The sequence below is a fragment of the Xanthomonas sp. F4 genome (genome assembly GCF_011761895.1).
On record NZ_JAASQX010000006.1, the window covers coordinates 113,189 to 130,426 of the forward strand.

The 17,238-nt window shown below is 63.7% G+C and carries 16 protein-coding genes and 1 pseudogene; 7 read left to right on the forward strand and 10 right to left on the reverse strand.

The window, feature by feature from the left end:
* Positions 1-147 precede the first annotated feature (147 nt).
* Complete coding sequence (locus FHR66_RS17365; protein ID WP_160965606.1) at positions 148-2,673, forward strand: AAA family ATPase; 2,526 nt, start codon at positions 148-150, stop codon at positions 2,671-2,673.
* A gap of 130 nt (positions 2,674-2,803) precedes the next feature.
* On the opposite strand, the pseudogene FHR66_RS17370 reads toward FHR66_RS17365, so the two are convergent.
* The 3 genes and pseudogenes from FHR66_RS17370 to FHR66_RS17380 all read right to left on the reverse strand — a co-directional run.
* Positions 2,804-3,037, reverse strand: a pseudogene (locus FHR66_RS17370) (IS4 family transposase); the annotation flags it as partial.
* Positions 3,016-3,450: a hypothetical protein gene (locus tag FHR66_RS17375; RefSeq protein ID WP_237475254.1), complete on the reverse strand. Its 435-nt coding sequence runs from the start codon at positions 3,448-3,450 to the stop codon at positions 3,016-3,018. The gene FHR66_RS17375 and the pseudogene FHR66_RS17370, both read right to left, overlap by 22 nt.
* Positions 3,451-3,756: 306 nt before the next feature.
* Positions 3,757-4,965, reverse strand: a complete 1,209-nt coding sequence (locus tag FHR66_RS17380; protein WP_160965610.1) for an IS4 family transposase — start codon at positions 4,963-4,965, stop codon at positions 3,757-3,759.
* Positions 4,966-5,796: 831 nt separating this feature from the next.
* On the opposite strand from FHR66_RS17380, the gene FHR66_RS17385 reads away from it, so the two are divergent.
* The 4 genes from FHR66_RS17385 to FHR66_RS17400 all read left to right on the forward strand — a co-directional run bounded on the left by FHR66_RS17385 (position 5,797) and on the right by FHR66_RS17400 (position 7,843).
* The gene (locus FHR66_RS17385) at positions 5,797-6,213 is read left to right on the forward strand and encodes a hypothetical protein (RefSeq protein WP_160965614.1); all 417 of its coding nucleotides are present in this window, start codon (positions 5,797-5,799) and stop codon (positions 6,211-6,213) included.
* A 161-nt stretch (positions 6,214-6,374) separates the two neighbouring features.
* A complete protein-coding gene (locus tag FHR66_RS17390) occupies positions 6,375-6,905 on the forward strand; it encodes a zinc ribbon domain-containing protein (protein ID WP_160965616.1) in 531 nt (176 codons plus the stop codon).
* Between the two features lie 118 nt (positions 6,906-7,023).
* Complete coding sequence (locus tag FHR66_RS21170; RefSeq protein WP_237475255.1) at positions 7,024-7,200, forward strand: hypothetical protein; 177 nt, start codon at positions 7,024-7,026, stop codon at positions 7,198-7,200.
* 307 nt (positions 7,201-7,507) lie between these two features.
* A complete protein-coding gene (locus FHR66_RS17400; RefSeq protein ID WP_148827613.1) occupies positions 7,508-7,843 on the forward strand; it encodes a hypothetical protein in 336 nt (111 codons plus the stop codon).
* Positions 7,844-7,967: 124 nt separating this feature from the next.
* On the opposite strand, the gene FHR66_RS17405 is transcribed toward FHR66_RS17400, so the two are convergent.
* Complete coding sequence (locus tag FHR66_RS17405) at positions 7,968-8,975, reverse strand: zinc-dependent alcohol dehydrogenase family protein (RefSeq protein WP_160965618.1); 1,008 nt, start codon at positions 8,973-8,975, stop codon at positions 7,968-7,970.
* Between the two features lie 150 nt (positions 8,976-9,125).
* On the opposite strand from FHR66_RS17405, the gene FHR66_RS17410 reads away from it, so the two are divergent.
* Positions 9,126-9,512: a winged helix-turn-helix transcriptional regulator gene (locus FHR66_RS17410; protein WP_160965620.1), complete on the forward strand. Its 387-nt coding sequence runs from the start codon at positions 9,126-9,128 to the stop codon at positions 9,510-9,512.
* 637 nt (positions 9,513-10,149) lie between these two features.
* Here the strand turns inward: FHR66_RS17410 and FHR66_RS17415 are convergent.
* From FHR66_RS17415 to FHR66_RS17430, 4 genes are all read right to left on the reverse strand, one after another.
* Positions 10,150-10,476: a RebB family R body protein gene (locus FHR66_RS17415; RefSeq protein ID WP_160965622.1), complete on the reverse strand. Its 327-nt coding sequence runs from the start codon at positions 10,474-10,476 to the stop codon at positions 10,150-10,152.
* 238 nt (positions 10,477-10,714) lie between these two features.
* The gene (locus FHR66_RS17420) at positions 10,715-11,275 is read right to left on the reverse strand and encodes a hypothetical protein (protein ID WP_160965624.1); all 561 of its coding nucleotides are present in this window, start codon (positions 11,273-11,275) and stop codon (positions 10,715-10,717) included.
* Positions 11,276-11,347: 72 nt separating this feature from the next.
* Positions 11,348-11,965 carry a hypothetical protein gene (locus FHR66_RS17425; protein ID WP_237475256.1) on the reverse strand — a complete coding sequence of 206 codons (618 nt, stop codon included), beginning with the start codon at positions 11,963-11,965 and terminating at the stop codon, positions 11,348-11,350.
* Positions 11,966-12,733: 768 nt separating this feature from the next.
* Positions 12,734-14,110: an alpha-L-fucosidase gene (locus FHR66_RS17430; protein WP_160965626.1), complete on the reverse strand. Its 1,377-nt coding sequence runs from the start codon at positions 14,108-14,110 to the stop codon at positions 12,734-12,736.
* 112 nt (positions 14,111-14,222) lie between these two features.
* On the opposite strand from FHR66_RS17430, the gene FHR66_RS17435 reads away from it, so the two are divergent.
* Positions 14,223-15,311 carry a sialidase family protein gene (locus FHR66_RS17435; RefSeq protein ID WP_160965628.1) on the forward strand — a complete coding sequence of 363 codons (1,089 nt, stop codon included), beginning with the start codon at positions 14,223-14,225 and terminating at the stop codon, positions 15,309-15,311.
* Positions 15,312-15,379: 68 nt separating this feature from the next.
* Here FHR66_RS17435 and FHR66_RS17440 read toward each other — a convergent pair whose 3' ends face one another.
* Together FHR66_RS17440 and FHR66_RS17445 are read right to left on the reverse strand one after the other, a co-directional pair.
* Positions 15,380-16,150, reverse strand: coding sequence for a copper homeostasis protein CutC (locus FHR66_RS17440; RefSeq protein WP_160965666.1), 771 nt, complete (start codon positions 16,148-16,150; stop codon positions 15,380-15,382).
* Positions 16,151-16,164: 14 nt separating this feature from the next.
* A complete protein-coding gene (locus FHR66_RS17445; RefSeq protein ID WP_167087979.1) occupies positions 16,165-17,226 on the reverse strand; it encodes a N(4)-(beta-N-acetylglucosaminyl)-L-asparaginase in 1,062 nt (353 codons plus the stop codon).
* Positions 17,227-17,238 lie beyond the last annotated feature (12 nt).

Here is a 17,238-nt window from a genome sequence, read left to right on the forward strand (position 1 = left end):
CGCATGCCGACCGCAAGCATCCAACTTAACAGATAAGTGAACCTAGCCCTGAGGTTCAGAAGAACAATGGCAAACGTCCTTCAAGAGATTCAAACATGGTCGGCAGACCGTCCGACATGGCAACGTGACGCGCTCCGCCGTCTTGTCGTGAACGGCGAGCTGGGCGCGGAGGATATCGAGGCCCTGACGGCGATTTGCAAGGGCGGACATGGGTTGACGGAGAAGGTTGCGGCGCAACCGCTTGCCAAGGAACACGTGCCCAAGCGCGGGGGAGCGGAGCAGGCGGTTTCGCTGGACTCCATCTTCCACCACAAGGGCGTCAATGCCCTGGCAGAGAACCAGACCCTCAAGTTCGCCTCCGGCCTCACCATCGTCTACGGCGATAATGGTGCGGGAAAGACCGGATACACTCGCATCCTCAAACAAGCCTGCCGCGCGCGCCGGCAGGAGACGATTCTCGGCAACGTCGTGATAACTGGCGTGGCTCCGCCCAAGCCGACTGTCGCCATCAAATACAAGGTCGGAACCGATGCCGCCGCCCGCGAGTGGACGGGCGGCGACGCGGATGAGTTCGTCTCCCGCGTCAGCATCTTCGACACGCACTGCGCCGCCGTTTATTTGAATGAGCGAACGGACGTGGCGTTTCTACCCTTCGGCCTCGACCTTTTTGACAAGCTCGTCCGCGCATGCAAAGCCGTTCGCGCAAGACTGGAAACCGAACAACGCGCATTGGACACCAATGCCCTGACGAGCGTCATCGCGCAGATTCCGCAGGGAACGGCGGCGGCGAAGCTCGTGAACGGCATCACCCTGTTTACCAAGCCGGAGGACGTGCAGGCCATTGCACGTCTCAAGCCTGAGGAACAGGAGCGGCTTACCTTTCTGGAAAGGGCCCTCCAAGACCTGCAAGCCAACGACCCGCAGAAGCTTATGGCGCAACTGAGCCTGCGTGCGAGCCGCGTCCGCGCGCTTGCCGACCATCTGCGCGGGTTGGAAACGGCTCTGGCGGACGAGGAAGTGACCGCCGTGTTCGACATGCGGAAGGAAGGACGCCGCAAAAGCGAAGAAGCGAAGCGGTTGCGCGAAGCGACCTTTCCGCAAGGTTTGCTTGCCGGAACCGGCGAAGAACAATGGAAGGCCATGTGGGAGGCGGCGCGGCTGTTCTCGGAGCAACAGGCGTACCAGGGCCAAGGCTTTCCCGTCACGGACGGTGGCGCGAAATGCGTCCTTTGCCAGCAAGACCTCGGCCATGCCGCTACCCACCGGCTCAAGCATTTCGAGGAGTTCGTGGTCTCAACGACGGAGAAGGAGCTTCGGCTGATGCGCGACGAATTCGCGCGCAGGCGCAACGCCTTTGCCAATCTCAAGACGTCCACGGATGCGACCGAAGAAACCCTAAAGGAACTGCGCCTAGAGCATGATGCCAAGGCCGAAGCCATCAGCGCCGCCATATCCCACAGCGAGAAGCGCCGCGTCGCTATCATTGCGGCGCTCTCCAAGAACAAGGACCTCGGCGAAGACTTTCAAGCACTCGTAGCATCTTCGACCCAAGCCAAATCCATCGGCGATGAAATCGATGCCCGCCTCAAGTCGCTGCGCGAGGCCGGAGCCGCCGACGCCAAGAAAAAGATGAGCGACGAGGCGCAGGAATTGCGTGCGCGGCTCGTGCTCGGCAAGCATGAGAAGGCGATTCTTGATGAAATTGAGAACAAGAAAAAAATCGCCGCCTACGCACAATGCCTCGATGAGACCAAGCCGAACGCCATCACGCAGAAAAGCTCCGCCGTGACGAAGGCGGTCGTATCAGAAAGCCTCAAGAAGAGATTCAAGGACGAGTTGAAGGCATTGGAATTTAACCACGTCGAAGTCGAGCTAAAAGAGCAAGGCGGCGCGGAAGGCGTCTTCTACCACAAGCTCGTCCTCACCAGAAACCCGACCGTCAACGTTCCCAAGGTAGTGAGCGAGGGGGAGCAGAGATGCATTTCCATAGCGGCTTTCTTCGCCGAACTTAGCACCGCCGACGATCCCTCCGGCATCGTGTTCGACGACCCCGTGTCGTCGCTCGACTTCCAGTGGCGGAACGCCGTCGCGCGGCGGCTGGTGGAAGAATCAAAACGAAGGCAAGTCATCGTCTTTACGCACGATGTCGTCTTTCTGCTGGCACTCAAGCAATTTGCCGAGCAGATGGACGTTAAGCCTCTTGACCAACACATCCGCAGACAGGTCAACGGCGCAGGTGTGTGCCGCGAGGAACTGCCTTGGCTCGCGATGCGCGTGAAGGACAAGATTGGGTTCCTCAAGAACGCGTGGCAAGCCGTAGACAAGAAGCACCGCAACGGAGAACAGGACGCCTACGAGCGGGAGGCCAAGGAACTCTACGGTCTCCTGCGCGAGGCGTGGGAGCGCGCGGTAGAGGAGGTTCTGTTGGGCGGCATCGTCGAGCGGTTCAGACCCAGCGTCGAAACCCAACGGCTCGCTCCTCTCTCCGACATCACCGACGACGACTGCAAGACCGTCAAGGAAGGGATGACCAAGTCCTCGGCATGGCTCACGGGACACGACCACGCGGCGGCGGCGCGGTCGCCCGTGCCGGCACCCGACGAGTTGAAGAAGGACATAGAGACATTGGAGACGTGGGTAAAGGGCATCAACGCCCGCCGAGTCAAGAAATAGTCCCCACATTACTGCGGGATAACGGGGTCAGATTCACTTACAAAGCGCATCTTCGCGCCACGGTCCATACGCAAGAAAACAGGGGTCAGAGTCTGAGGTATCCCCACGTTCTTCATGCTGGCGCGACCATTTAATCGATCACGTGCTCTGGCAATTCCCGCAGCCGCTGCAGCCACTTCCAGATCGGCTCCATGGACCAACTTCGGATCAGCGCTTCCCGGCCCACGCGTAGGGTCGAGTACAGCTTGCGCCGCCGTTTGACCGGATACAGCCATTGGTCGATCCCAGTCGCCTCGCATCCCATTCCGGTCAAGCACTGGGCGAAGCTGGCCAAGGCGCTGACTAGCAGCAGGATGTCCAGCCGACTGCAGAAAACAGGGGGCAGGGTGCACTTCCTTCTTCTTCTACTACCGATCTGACCTTCGGCGGCCGCCCGATTCGTGCAGGGCCGGCTCGACGGCCAAGCCGGCGTTCAATCGCCTCGCGGAAACGGTTGTTGCCCAGCGCGTGTTGCCGCTGCAAGTTGAGGCGGATGGCCGCTGTCTCGTCTGGGTCGATCGCATCCAGCACGAAGCGGCGATACTGGCCTGCGCGCTGGCCGGCCGGGGCAATGGCTATATAGCTCGCATGGGGTTGCACCAGCGCGTTAGCCTGCCCGAGGCCATTGCAGGAATGGCTCGACCACCGGTAGTCCGCTGGATCGGCAACCATGCCAGCCCGCACAGGATTGAGTTCGACGTAGCGATAACAGCGAAGCAGATAGATCTCGTCTTGCACTGGACACGACTTGTAGCGGCCTTCCCACAATTTGATGCAGCGCCGAGCTTGAGTGCCAGTTCGCGCAGATCCCGCAAGTAGCGTATACGATCAACGTCGGCAAAGAAGCATGGTTGCCGATCATTGCCCCACTACACGATATGCTGAGCGACGTATGGAAGATCCAGACGGGGACGACGTGGCATGTGCGATCCTTCCCGCTGAGGTGGGATCAGCTTCGTTCGTTCGAACAACCGTTCCCTTCGGGCAACGTCCAGACTCTGTGTAGGGAAAGTGCACTCTGACCCTGAGGTATCCCCACGTTTTTCATGCTGGCGCGACCGTTTGATCGATCACGTGTTCTGGCAATTCCCGCAGCCGTTGCAGCCACTTCCAGATCGGCTCCATGGGCCAACTTCGGATCAGCGCTTCCCGGCCCACGCGTAGGGTCGAGTACAGCTTGCGCCGCCGTTTGGCCGGATACAGCCATTGGTCGATCCCAGTCGCCTCGCATCCCATTCCGGTCAACCACTGGGCGAAGCTGGCCAAGGCGCTGACTAGCAGCAGGATGCCCAGCCGACGGCGCTTGTGGGTCAAACTATCCTCCAAGCCATGGCCGTAGCGATGTGATTTTAGATCCCGGAAGGACGATTCGATCTGCATCCTGCGGCCATACAGCGTCACCAGTTTCCGTGCGCTGATGTCCGCCAGGCCGGGCGAAGCCACGATCAACCACGGTTCGCGTTCCCGCGCTGCACATTGCCGGCTGAGCTTGCTGCGAGCCTCGGTGCCGAGCCGGGTGATGTGCTTACGGTTTTTGGCAGACTTGCGATAGAGCGCCAGACAGCATTCCAGTGGCCGACTGCGATTGATATGCATCGGAGGAAGCAACCTGGGCTTCTCGCAGGCCAACGGATGCAGAGCGCAGCACGGCACCCATTGATCATGGTGATCCTCCACTTCGACAGGCTTGATCAACGTGGTTCCTCGCAACCGTCCCAGCCAGTCCCACCCCTGTGCGCAGACCGCCCGGAACCAGGGGCTGCGGAAGCCGGCGTCGGTGATCAGGATCGGCCGGACGTGCCTGGGCATCAGGGTCGCCGGACGCTTGAGAAAACGCTTTTCCGCAGTAGGTGACCCTTGCTGTTTGCCCGGGAAGACCATGTCCAGTACCGGGAGCGTGCGACCACCAATCGGAACCGCCGCGCGCAGCAGGCACCAACTGCGATCTTCCTTCAGATCGCTCCAATCGATCACGATCACCGGCCGCTGCCCACGCAGCAGCCAGCGGGCCATGTCGGCGTAGATCCGCTCGCTCTCATCATGCAGGCGCCGGTTGCTGAGCAGCCGGTCAAAGGCCTTGAGCGGTGCCTTGACGCGCTCGGCGCCCGGCCAGGCGCGCGCCACATCGGTCAAGGTCAATCGCTGTGCCGCAATCAGCGCCTCGACCGAGCGCAAAAGCACCGCTTCGCGCAGCGCGTGTATCGCCTCCAATGAATCACACAGGCACTTCTGCAATACTTGGCTGGCGCGCATGGTCGTCAGTCCTCTATCGGTTTCGTCACCTTGAAGACTGCGCCATGCGCGCACTTGTTTCCAGTCCGGCTACCGTTAACCGGTTGAACTTACTCGGGAAAACGTGGGGATACCTCAGACTCTGACCCTGGTTTTCCCCTGGTTTTCCCTGACCCTGGTTTTCCGCGAGCGGCGTCAGATGTTAGGCTACAAGCATGGGAATAGACATTCACCTTGAAGCCGATAAGCTTCTTTCAATTATCGCCATCTCTACGACATTAAGTGAGTTGGACGCACTGGGTATAGCTAGCGACGACACCAGAGCCGAAGGATTTTTCGACTCCGGCCTGTCCGTTTACGCCACATGCGAGTTCCACGATCAGACACTATATACAGAAGACACCAAAGGCATGGACTTTCCTGTGGCCGTTCGTTGTTACTTGCGAATAAAAGGACCCGAGCCAGAGGGGTCATCTGCACTCAGCGACCTAGGTAAGTTCATTAAGCTAATTGCAGCCAAAACTGATGCTCGATTTGTAGTATCACTCCAGCATGAGTCGACCTTGTATTGGAAGAATAACGATGGCTTGCATGCTGCCTAGCCGGTAATGCACTCAGAAAAGGGGCCGGATCGACTTTCTAAGTGAAGCAGACGATCCAAGTTAAAACCCGGCGTTTCGCAGGCATGGACCCGCATGCCACCCGCGCAAATAACCCAAATTATTTGATAAGTGAACCTGACTCAGTTAGTCACCAGTATTTCCATAAAATTTCCCGGGCGACAGAAACAGTGCCAAGATTTGCCAAATCCAACTAAATTTCGGAGCGCGCCTCGTTAGCGCATTAGGCAACATGTCAAAACTCACTAAAATCTGTTACAGACTCTTCGAATTTGACCAGCCGGCTTTGGATGCTGCGACGAAAGGTGAGACGCACGATTTTGCCGGAGAGGTCGCTCTCACCTTCGAGGATGGCAGAACGCTGTTCGTTTCGTGGGTTGGAGAGCCTGTGCAGTACGCCATTGGCACTAAGGACACATCGTACTTCCTGCCAGAGGCTGCGCTCACGAACTTCGACGTTTCGGGTTCCGCCATATGGTCCGACCTGATCGGGCGTGAGGTGTCGCTCCAGTTCGCTGCATCCGATAACCAGGTTCTGGAGATTTCATCGGCAGCAGGCCGGCTCCTCCTTTGCTCGTTAGAGAATGGCAAGTGGTGGGCAGCCGAGGTCACGGTTTGCAAGCAGTTGCTACTACCTTACGACCACTGAAACGGCACTCAAGCCAGGTCCGGACTTCCATCTTTTGGCCCGCCCCATTGTTGACATCGCGCGCGCCTTGGCTTGTGCCGTAAGCTTGTCGAGGGTCAGCCCGCTCCGGTGACCAAATCAAGCCCTTCCCCGGCGCACTAAACTCGCATCGCAGCCACCGCATGATCGCGCTCCTGCTTCCCCTGATGGTGCTCGCCGCCCTCGGCTTCGTCCTCAGCCTCATCGTCCACGTGATGGCGCTTGCCGGGTATGTACCGCCAGGCGGCGAAGCGGTCTTCGCCATGCACTTCGGCGTCTTCATCGTCTGGCTGCCGACCGCGCTGCTTTCCCTGCGGCTCAACCACACCCTGAAATCCCGCCATAGCTGGAAGCGCTCGCTGGCGGGGTCTCCACGCTGGATGCGCTACGCCGCCTACGGCCTGTTCGCCTACGCCGTCGTGAACTTCTTGATCGTCGCCCACCTGACGGGCGACCAACCGAAAGCGCCAGGCGTGACACCCACCCTGCTGCGCGGATTCTCCGGGCACTGGATGGTCTTCTATGCCATGGCCTTCTGCGTGCTGTATTCCGTGTACCGCAAGCCGTGGCTGCTCAGCGTCGCCAAGTGCCCGTCAGGCCACCCAGTGGACCACGCGGATCGTTTCTGCTCGTCCTGCGGTGCATCCCTTCCACAGCGCGATGCAGGGGTTTGATTACGCGCCCGGGCCAGCAGCCTCCAAGCGATGACACCAGGCATCGCACGCTGTCGCGCGCCTGATTTCGCCAGGCCCTAGACTCCGACCAGCACATCTACATCCGGACAGGACATCCATGCACCTCACGCCCCAACAGTTGAACGAACTCTATCCCTACCTCTTCGGGTTCTGGGCCGCGATCGGGCTTGTGGCGCTGACGTTCTTCACCTTCAACAAGAATGCGCCGCTGAAGCGGCGGGTGTTCATTGTTGGCAGCATCGCCACCGATGTGATGCTGCTGGTCTTCTTCTGAGTGGCTGACGCGCCGCCTCTTTTCCTTGCCGCTGCCGTCGGCTTCATGGCATACGGGCTCTGGCAGACCATTCACTTGATACGCTTCTGCGACGCCTGTGCCGCGCTCAACGCGCCACAAGGCCATCGACAGGCCCGCACGGAATGCAGGAAATGCGGCGCTGCGCTCGCGACGCCATGACGACGCCGAGACTGGGCTACTTAGCAAGAAGAAGAAGAGGTCTGGGTGACGCTGTCGATTCCCTTATCGATCGACTCCCTTAAGCCGACGCGTTTCTCGGCGTACTGACGCGAGCAGTAGATAGCAGATGAGCAAGATTTCCATTGAGACATTCGATCCACTGGTGCATCGCAACCACATGCCGGAAATAGCGTCACCAACTTGCGTGCGGCATGTATTGGTCGTCTCATCCGGGAAATTCAGACTCGAGTTCCAGTCCCAGGCGCAACTGGAGGCAGCAATCCGCTATTTCCTTTCATCGTCCGGCTCCACACGGCTCGCCGTGCATGGGGGAGATCACTGGGAGTTCCAACCGTGGCAAAGCAGATTGCCTGCCGGGGTCAACAACCGCCACAAGCGCGACCAGCTACTGTCGGCATTGCTTTCCGCCAGAAAACTGGCCAGTGAACACTTGCCGTCGTAGCACACCGCGCTGATCGGGGGCGAACGCGTTTCTACCTCGTCGCAAGCGTTGCGGCCGATATTGGTGACTGTGTCCAACAGCCACCGCGGTCAGCGCAACAGCGCCGACCGCTCAGGCATCTCCGTCAGATCGACAAGCACAGCTTCCCGAAATGCTTCCCCGCCGCCTGATGCGCGAACGCATCGGCGATATCTTCCAGCGCGAAGGTCTGGTCGACCACCGGTTTGATGCCGGTCGCGTCGAGGGCGCGGACCATGTCGCGCTGGTGGCGGCGGCTGCCGACGATCAGGCCCTGCAGGGTCTGGTGGCGTTGCATCAGCGCCACGGTCGGCACCTGGCCGGCAATGCCGGTCAGCACGCCGATCAGAGCGATGTGGCCGCCGATGCGGCAGGCCTGGATGGATTGCCCCAGCGTGTCGGGGCCGCCCACTTCGATCACGACGTCGACGCCACGGCCGTTCGTGTAATCGAGCACCTTGGCCGCCCAGTCGGTGTCGCGGCGGTAGTTGATGGTGAAATCGGCGCCCAGTGCCTGCGCACGTGCCAGCTTCTCGTCGGAGGACGAGGTGGCGATCACGCTGGCGCCCATGTGCTTGGCGAACTGCAGCGCGAAGATCGACACGCCGCCGGTGCCGAGTACCAGCACGGTGTCGCCGGCCTTTAGCCGCGCGTCCACCACCAGCGCGCGCCATGCGGTGAGCCCGGCGGTGGTCAGCGTGGCCGCTTCGGCGTGGCTGTAGCCGCGCGGCGCGTGGGTGAACCAGTGCGCGGGGCGCACCACGGTTTCGCGGGCGTAGCCATCGACGCCATCGCCGGGCACGGTCGCGAAATCGGCGATGGTCGGTCCGCCATCCAGCCAGGTCGGGAAGAACGTCGAGACGACCGCGTCGCCCACGGCGAACTCGTCCACGCCCTCGCCCACCGCCTCGACCACGCCGGCGCCGTCGGACATCGGGATGCGGCCGTCGGCGCTGGGCATGCGCCCGGTCACCACGCCCAGGTCGTGGAAGTTGAGCGAGCTGGCATGCACGCGCACGCGGAGTTCGCCGGCGCCCGGTTGGCCGGGATCGGGCAGATCGACGAGGCGGAGGTTCTCGAGGCCAGCCGGCTGGTGCAGGGTGATGGCTTTCATGAGCACGACATCCTTAGCGAAAGAGTGGCGAGGGGCGGCGCTGCACCGGTTGCAGCGCGACCGTGTTGCGGGCATTGTCGGGATGCACCTCCTGCATCGCAAGAACGTACAATTTTCGCAGGTACTATCAATTTTGTAGGTACAAAGACCATGCGTCTGAAACGTCTGGATGGCAAGAGCGGCTGCGCGGTCGAAGTCACGCTTTCGGTGATCGGCGGGGTGTGGAAGCCGGTGATCCTGTTCCACCTGCTCTCCGGCAAGAAGCGCTTCATGGAATTGACGCGCCTGGTTCCCAATGCCACGCAGCGCATGTTGACGTTGCAGTTGCGCGAGCTCGAGGAGGACGGCGTCATCGTGCGGCACGTGTATCCGCAGGTGCCGCCCAAGGTCGAATATGCGCTGACACCGCTGGGCGAATCCCTCGCGCCGGTGCTGATCAGCCTGCGCGAATGGGGCGAGTCGTATCGCAGCAACGAGATGGCGCGTGCGCCTGCTGCAGCCCCGGGATGCATGTTTGGCGAAGCGGCGGCTACTTGATTCGGGCAAGAGCTTTTACAAAAACCGGCGCGCGCATCACGAGGCGACGTCGGCGTGGCAGGAAGCACGTCGTGGCATCGGAACACCGATCGTCGTAAGTGCCACCGCTGCAGATGCGAGGTCCGGCGAGGCAAGGGAGCCTTCAATCGCGAAGGGGCGCCCACTTGCAGGCGCCAACGATCATGCGCCTCGATCAACGAGGCCTCCCGGTTACCCGACCTTGATAGGCGTCGGGACTGAAGTCCCTCCCACAGTGGGCCTGGTCAAAGCATCGCAAGTTCTGAGGAGCGGCTTCCGCCGCGACGCGCGTTAGCAGGAATGCCCTGTTGCGGCTGAAATCGCTCTCACAAACACAACGACGTGTCGCGCTGCGCCGGGCAAAGCATGTCTTCCGCGATGCCCCTCAAGACTCCGTCGGCGTGTTGTCCTCGCACGATTGCAGCACCACCAGCAAGTTGGCCAGATTGCCGGGACGTCATCGCCCGTATCGGCGCTTCGCCGAGACCTTTGTGTTGGACTGGGTGACGACGTCGGTGATCCAGTTGTTGACTGCGGTGGGATGGAGCATGGAACGGCCCGCGTCAGGAAGGCGATTGCATCGCTAGCGCCGTCTTGCGGCGGCGTTAGCGCGCATGGCTCACGGCTGCTTGAACGCGTTGAGCACGGTCAGCAGGCTGGTGAGGTTGTCGGAGACGCCGGTCTGCGCGATCGTCTCGGTGGCGCCGGCGGCGGCGGTGGTGTCCAGACTGTAGATCTGCATGCCGCCCTGCTTGGCCGCCGCCTGCGCCAGGGTGTTCCGCTGCTGCTGCGCGGAGACGGCATTCCCGAACAGGATGCCGGTCGAATGCGCCATGCTCTGGTAGATCGACGCCATCGCGAAGGCCGGCGCTTCGCCGACGACCTTCACGTTGGACTGGGTGACCGCATCGGTGATCTGGTTATTGACCGCGGTGGGAAATGCCATGTGTTCGCTCCTGGGTTGAGGTACGGCCAACGCCGTACGATCTCTGAAAAAAGAACAGTGCAGAGCAGACGAACGAGCGACTGTCCGCGACGTGGCACCAGGCTGGATCGCTGATCGCACGCAGCCATTTGCATCGCGGCACCGTGGCGCAAAGCTTTGACGCACGCCGCAAAGCACACTATGCGTGCACCAGCGCACCACGCACGCGTGCGCTTGAAAAACACACGCCCAGCACGGCTCAAGCAGCGGGAGGCGGCGATGGCGCTCTCGGCTCCGTGGCCGGCGCATCCGCGATGAGTCCCTGGGCGCGCGCCGCCTCGAGCACGGCCTGCATCTGCTGGGTCAAGGTGCCGAACTCGCGATCGAAGCACGCCTGCACTTCGGTCTGTACCAGCTTGGTCAGGCGATCGTCGATCTGCGCCATCACCAGGTGATTGCCGCCGCCCTCGCCATTCTGCGGCGGACGCAACTGGCCCGACCTCAGCTGGTCCAGCACATTGGCCGATTGGACTGCCTTGAGCACCGCTGCTTCGCTGGCCGCGGTGGCGCCGGACAGTGCCCCGCGGCTGTTCTGCATCTGCTGCATCTGCTGGATCAATCCTTTCACGCGCTCACGCTCGGCATCGATCAAGGACGGCGAGGCGCCGGCCGTTTCGGCGACAGGCACCGCCGGCGCTACGGCCGTTTCGGACGCGAACTGCCGCAGATGCGCTTCCTCGATGCTGGTCAGCGGGCGACCCAGCCATCGCTGGGCGAATTGATGCAGCGTGGAGAAATCGGTTGCTTGGTTGTCTTGCATGGTGCTCCCCTGTGAGCATGGTGAAATCGGTGGCACGAACCGCCTAGGTGGATACGAACTTGCGGCAGCGCATCAGGTCCGCTGCTTGGCAATGCTCTGGTCGATCGTGTCGATGGCAAAGCTGGCCGATTCGGCCTCCAGCGCGCTGGCGGCGGTCGCGACCGCCGCGGCAGCACCAACCAGCGCATCGCTCACCAGTACGTCCAGAACGTCCTCGGCGGCCTGCTCCGGCTTGTTCTCGGCCAGGTTCTTGAGCAGCACGCCCTGGCTGGCCAGCGCCGTCTTGCTGACGCCGTCGAAATAGACCGCCGCTGATTGCGCAACCAGGCCTGGTGCCTGTCTGATCAGCATGTTCGAGCCGACCTCAACCTGCGACAGCGCATAGGCCATGGTTTCAGCATCGCTGCGCTGTACGCCCCGCGCGATCGCGCTGTCGAGCGCGACGCAGGCCGGCCCTGACGCCTCAGGCCGCGCGAGCATGTGTGTGTCGAGCATCTTCCGCGTGGATGGCGGCGTTGGCGACACGGGCGGCGATGCGACGGCTGCCGCGCCGGCCCGCTCGCCGACCTCGCCGCGATCGGTTGCCGTTGCAGCAGGGGTCGCGGCGGAGGCTCCGGTGGACGCCGCCGGTGGCGTAGACACCGTCGCCGCTTTGGTGATCTGTGCATTGGCGCCGTTGGGAACTGTCATGGTTCGCTGCTGAGAGAGGGATGGCCGATGCCGTAAGCCCTGCGCATCGGATCAGGCGGCCGAGGACGGTATCGCGACCTGGAACGACGACCGTAGAAGCCGAGCGGGCCGGCACCATCGGGAGGCGACGCCACGAGACGGCGGCAACCAAGGCTGCGCTGCAGTGCACGGCATAGCGACGCCCCCCAGATACTTTGCTTGGCCACTCGACGTTTCAACGTACTCCTCTCGTGATCGGCTGCAATGCGTAGTTCCTGCATAGCCCGCGCAGCAAGCTGCAGGCTTTGTCCACATTCGTAGACACCCTCCAGGCAATCCTTGCGCCCGCGTTCGGGCAATGACAACACACCACATTCTGGCGGTATGTCATCGCTTGCTCCGGCGCACACGTTACGACGCTCGGCTCGGACAACGCGCGCTCCAAGCATCGAGGACGACGTCGCAAAAGACGCCGGCTCTAGGGCCGCTGCCGGCTTGCATCGCGGCGCCGGCAAAACACGGGCATGCCTTGTAGAGTCAGTGGGCGGACGCCTGCGTCGTCGACTGCCGATCACGAATCGCGTGGAGGGACTGCGCTCGCGCCGTACCCTCACCCCCGACCCCTCTCCCGGGGGGAGAGCATCGCGTCCTTCGTCGTCGCAGCCACTCCGAAATCTCTGCGCCTGCACGACAGCGCCCTCGCCACAAACGCCGCGCACAACTCCAACGAAAAAAGCCGCACCCGGCAGCGCGCCGGGTACGGCTTCGGTCTTGCTCCGCGAGCAGGATTCAACGCGTGGCGGACGCACCCACGTTGAACAACTGGAACTCGCGGATATGCGCGGCGTCGACGCTGGACAGGATGTTCAGGCGCACGCGCGAGGCGGTGACAGCGGGGAAGTGGTCGATCTTCATGTGACCGATCGCCTGCGCCTGCGCCACCTTGACCCAGGCGCCGTCGCGGAACACTTCCACCGCGTACTTCTGCACCAACTGGCCGTCGTTGAGCCATTCCATCGACAACGCGGTGTCGAAGGTCACCGGCTGCTTGAACTGCAGCTCCAGCGTGGCGTGGTGTGAGCCGTCCGGCGCGCTCCAGAAGGTGTCGCGGTCGCCGTCCACCGCCGCGGCGATGCTGTCGTCGCTCTTGAGCCGGCCACGCACCAGGTTGCGTTCGGCGCCGTAGCGCGCCTGCAGCGCCTGGCCCATTTCCTCCAGCCGCTTGACGTCGGCCTCGGGCAGCAGGCCGCGCTTGTCCGGGGCGATGCCCAGCACCAACTGGCCACCGCGGCCGACGCTGTCTTCCCAGATCTGCACCAGTTCGTCGACGCTCTTCAGCGTCTGGTCGCTGTTCGGGTGCCAGAACCACTGCAGCTTGTGCAGCGGCGTATCCACCTCGACCGGGCGCCAGCGCAGATAGCCGTGGCGATCGATGGTGTTCCAGTTCTCGCCCTCGATCACCCCGGCCTCGTTGCCCACCCAGCGCACGTCGCCGTACTCGAACAGTGCGGTATCGGCGAAGACCATCGCGTTAGCCTGGTAGGTGCGTAGCTCTTCCATGTACTTGTCGAAGTTGTACACGTGGCCGGCGCTGCCGGCGCCGTCCAGCCACCACTCGGTGAGCGGGCCGTAGTGCGAGGCCAGGTCCACCAGTTGCGCGGCGTAGAACTTGTCGTAGGCCTTGGGATCGGCGTACTTGGGCTCGTGGCGGTCCCACGGCGACAGGTAGATGCCGAAGCCCATGCCTTCCTTGCGCACGGCCTCGCCGGTCATCTTCACCAGGTCGCCCTTGCCGCCGAGCCACGGGCTGTTCTTCACCGAGTAGGCGCTTTCTTCGGTCGGCCACAGCGCGAAGCCGTCATGGTGCTTGGCGACCAGGATCAGGTACTTGGCGCCGGCCGCCTTGGAGGCGCGGGCCCACTGCGCCGGGTCCACTTGGTCCGGTGCGAACACTTTCGGGCTGGCGGTGCCGTCGCCCCACTCGCGGTCCAGGAAGGTATTGGTGCCGAAATGCACGATCACGCCGAATTCCAGGTCCTGCCAGGCCACCTGCTGCGGCGAAGGTTTGACCTCGGCGAAGTTCTCGGCGAGCAGCGGCGGCGCAGCCAACGCGGTCAGGCCGAGCGCGGCCAGCCAGCGGAGCGGAGAGAGCGGGCGGTTCGGCATGGCGGATCCTCGCAGTCGTCTGTCGGGCAGGCGGCGCTGCCGGTGGTGTCAGCATATGGTATTTAATTGATGATAAATAGGTATCCCCGTTAGCGGGACAGGACCGTACCACATGATGTCGCCTTCGCTGTTTCCGCTGCTGTCGTTGTTCGCCGTGCGCGCCATCGCCGGCCCGGCCGCCGCCCCGCCACCGATGCCGCCCTCGCCCATCGTCTACAGCGAATTCGTCAACGCGCAGGCGCCGACCGCGCAGTGCCACGCCTCGACCCTGGTGGAAACCCGCGACGGCCTGCTCGCGGCCTGGTTCGGCGGCCGCCACGAGGGCGCCGACGATGTCGCCATCTGGGTGGCACGCCGTGACGCAAAAGGCTGGCAACCGGCGCAGCGCGTGGCCGACGGCACGCAGCCGCAAGGCAAGCCATTGCCGACCTGGAATCCGGTGCTGTTCCAGCCCGCGCAAGGGCCGCTGCGGCTGTTCTACAAGGTGGGCCCCGACCCGAAGCGCTGGTGGGGCATGCAGACCACTTCCAGCGACGGCGGCCATCACTGGTCCACACCCGAGCGCCTGCCCGCCGGCATCCTCGGCCCGATCAAGAACAAGCCGGTGCAGTTGCCCGGCGGCCGCATCCTCAGCCCCAGCAGCAGCGAGGACGCCGGTTGGGTCGCGCACATGGAATGGTCCGACGACAACGGCGCGCACTGGACCCGCGGCCCGGCGATGAACGACCCGGCCAAGATCGGTGCCATCCAGCCCAGCGTGTTGCTGCACAAGGACGGCCGCCTGCAGGCGGTGGGCCGCAGCCAGCAGAACCACGTGTTCAGCACCTGGTCGCGCGACCAGGGCCGCACCTGGGAACCGATGACCCTGCTCGACCTGGCCAATCCCAATTCCGGCACCGACGCGGTGGTGCTGGCCGACGGCCGCTCCCTGCTGGTCTACAACCCCACCGACGCCGGCAAGGACTGGTGGGACGGCCGCGGCGTGCTCGCCGTCGCCCTGTCCGACGACGGCCTGCACTGGACCCGCGTGCTGACCCTGGAAGACAGCCCCAAGGACGAGTTCTCCTACCCCGCGGTGATCCAGACCCGCGACGGCCAGGTGCACATCAGCTACACCTGGAAGCGCACGCGCATCAAGCATGTGGTGCTGGATCCGAAGCGGCTGGGTGTGGAGTCAACGGCGGCTGCCGGCGTCAGGTGAATCTTGCTCGGGGCCCGGGACCGGGGACCCGGAGAAGCAAGAGCAAGAGCGCTGTTCTGGCGGAAGGATCAGGCTGTGAAATGCGCCTTTCCGGGCCCCGGGTCCCCGGTCCCCGGCCCCGGCTCCTCCAGCATCGCCACCATCCGCCGCACCCGCGCCACATCGGTCTGCGTGCGGTCGCCGCCCAGGCTGCGCACATACGGATGCGGCGCCAGCGCACGCGACGCCAGCGGCCCACGCGCCGACCCATGGAACTCGCGCGCCCCGGTGCGCGTACGCAATTGCGCCAGGTTGGCCTCGGTGACGCCAGACCCCGGCATCACGCTCAACCGCGCGCCGGCCTGCTGCACCAACGCGGCGATCAGGTCGGCGCCCTCTTCCGCGGTCTCGCGCGCACCGGAGGTCAGCACGCGCTCGCAGCCCAGCGCGATCACGTCTTCCAAGGCACGCCGCGGATCGGTACTGACATCGAAGGCGCGATGGAAGGTGACGCCGAGCGGACCGGCCGCAGCGATCAACTCGCGCATCGTCGCCATGTCCACCTCGCCGTTCGCAGTGAGCGCGCCGAGCACCACGCCGTCGCAACCCAGGCGCACGCACTGCTCCACGTCGCGCCGCATCGCCTCCACCTCCGCGGCGTCGAATACAAAATCACCGACACGTGGTCGGATCAGCACGTACAGCGGAATGCGCAACCGATCGCGCACCGCCGCCAGCGTGCCGAACGACGGCGTCAGCCCGCCGCCATCCAAGCCGCCGCAGAGTTCCACCCGCATCGCCCCGCCATCCTGCGCGGCCAGCGCCGAGCCGATCGCATCGGCGGCCACTTCCAGCCCCATCGACACCGTCCCGCTCATGCCGCCGGCGCCGCGAAATGGCTCTGCCCGGGCAGCAGCAGATCCTGCCGCTGCGCATCGCAGACCGCATAACTGAAACCGGGCTGGATCGCGAACGCACCGACCTCGCCGCGCTTGTTCATCGCCAGGAAGCCCACCTGCAGATCGCGGGTGAGCTGCGGCTTGCGCCGCACGATGCGCATCACCACCTCGCGGCAGGCCTCGGCCGGGCTCTTGCCCTGCCGCATCATCTCCACCACCGCAAAACTGCCGACGTTGCGGATCACCTCTTCGCCGACGCCGGTGGAGGTCGCCCCACCCACCTCGTTGTCCACGTACAGCCCTGCCCCAATGATCGGGCTGTCGCCGACCCGCCCGTGCATCTTCCAGGCCATGCCGCTGGTGGTGCAGGCGCCGGACAGATTGCCGTGCGCATCCAGCGCCAGCATGCCGATGGTGTCGTGGTTGTCCTTGCCGCCGGGCAGCGTGCCGCGGCGATAGGCACGGTTCTCGATGTTGGCTTCGGGCGCGTAGTGGGAGGTCTTCAGCCACTCCTTCCACGCCTGTTCCGATTCGGGCGTGAGCAGCTTGGTGCGCTCAAAGCCCTGCGCCAGCGCGAACTGCAGCGCGCCGTCGCCGACCAGCATCACATGCGGCGTCTTCTCCATCACCCGCCGCGCCACCGAGATCGCATGCACGATGTCCTCCAGCGCCGCGACCGACCCGCACCCGCCGGTGTGGTCCATGATGCAGGCATCCAGCGTGACCCGCCCATCGCGGTCCGGATACCCACCCAGCCCCACCGTGTGATTGTCCGGATCCGCCTCCGGCACCCGCACCCCGGCCTCCACCGCATCCAGCGCCGCGCCGCCGCGGGAGAGCACCTGCCACGCCGCCTGGTTCGCGGCGACGCCGAAGTCCCAGGTGGAGATCACTCGCGCCGCGCCGTTTGGCAGCGGCCCAACACCAGTCTTGGCCTGTGCCTTGGCCGCAGCACGCGCGCCCGGCAGCACACCGCCCAACCCGGCGGCCAGGGCGCCGAAGGCGGCGGTTTTCAGGAAGTGGCGGCGTTGTGGCATGGGAATGCTCCG

Excerpts from the sequence above, each read along its gene's own strand:
- FHR66_RS17390 (WP_160965616.1), top strand. The coding sequence starts at position 6,375 with ATGATCGCGCTCCTGCTTCCCCTGATGGTGCTCGCCGCCCTCGGCTTC.
- FHR66_RS17405 (WP_160965618.1), bottom strand. The coding sequence starts at position 8,975 with ATGAAAGCCATCACCCTGCACCAGCCGGCTGGCCTCGAGAACCTCCGC.
- FHR66_RS17415 (WP_160965622.1), bottom strand. The coding sequence starts at position 10,476 with ATGGCATTTCCCACCGCGGTCAATAACCAGATCACCGATGCGGTCACC.
- FHR66_RS17420 (WP_160965624.1), bottom strand. The coding sequence starts at position 11,275 with ATGCAAGACAACCAAGCAACCGATTTCTCCACGCTGCATCAATTCGCC.
- FHR66_RS17435 (WP_160965628.1), top strand. The coding sequence starts at position 14,223 with ATGATGTCGCCTTCGCTGTTTCCGCTGCTGTCGTTGTTCGCCGTGCGC.
- FHR66_RS17410 (WP_160965620.1), top strand. The coding sequence starts at position 9,126 with ATGCGTCTGAAACGTCTGGATGGCAAGAGCGGCTGCGCGGTCGAAGTC.
- FHR66_RS17445 (WP_167087979.1), bottom strand. The coding sequence starts at position 17,226 with ATGCCACAACGCCGCCACTTCCTGAAAACCGCCGCCTTCGGCGCCCTG.
- FHR66_RS21170 (WP_237475255.1), top strand. The coding sequence starts at position 7,024 with ATGCACCTCACGCCCCAACAGTTGAACGAACTCTATCCCTACCTCTTC.
- FHR66_RS17430 (WP_160965626.1), bottom strand. The coding sequence starts at position 14,110 with ATGCCGAACCGCCCGCTCTCTCCGCTCCGCTGGCTGGCCGCGCTCGGC.
- FHR66_RS17385 (WP_160965614.1), top strand. The coding sequence starts at position 5,797 with ATGTCAAAACTCACTAAAATCTGTTACAGACTCTTCGAATTTGACCAG.
- FHR66_RS17425 (WP_237475256.1), bottom strand. The coding sequence starts at position 11,965 with ATGACAGTTCCCAACGGCGCCAATGCACAGATCACCAAAGCGGCGACG.
- FHR66_RS17400 (WP_148827613.1), top strand. The coding sequence starts at position 7,508 with ATGAGCAAGATTTCCATTGAGACATTCGATCCACTGGTGCATCGCAAC.
- FHR66_RS17380 (WP_160965610.1), bottom strand. The coding sequence starts at position 4,965 with ATGCGCGCCAGCCAAGTATTGCAGAAGTGCCTGTGTGATTCATTGGAG.
- FHR66_RS17440 (WP_160965666.1), bottom strand. The coding sequence starts at position 16,150 with ATGGGGCTGGAAGTGGCCGCCGATGCGATCGGCTCGGCGCTGGCCGCG.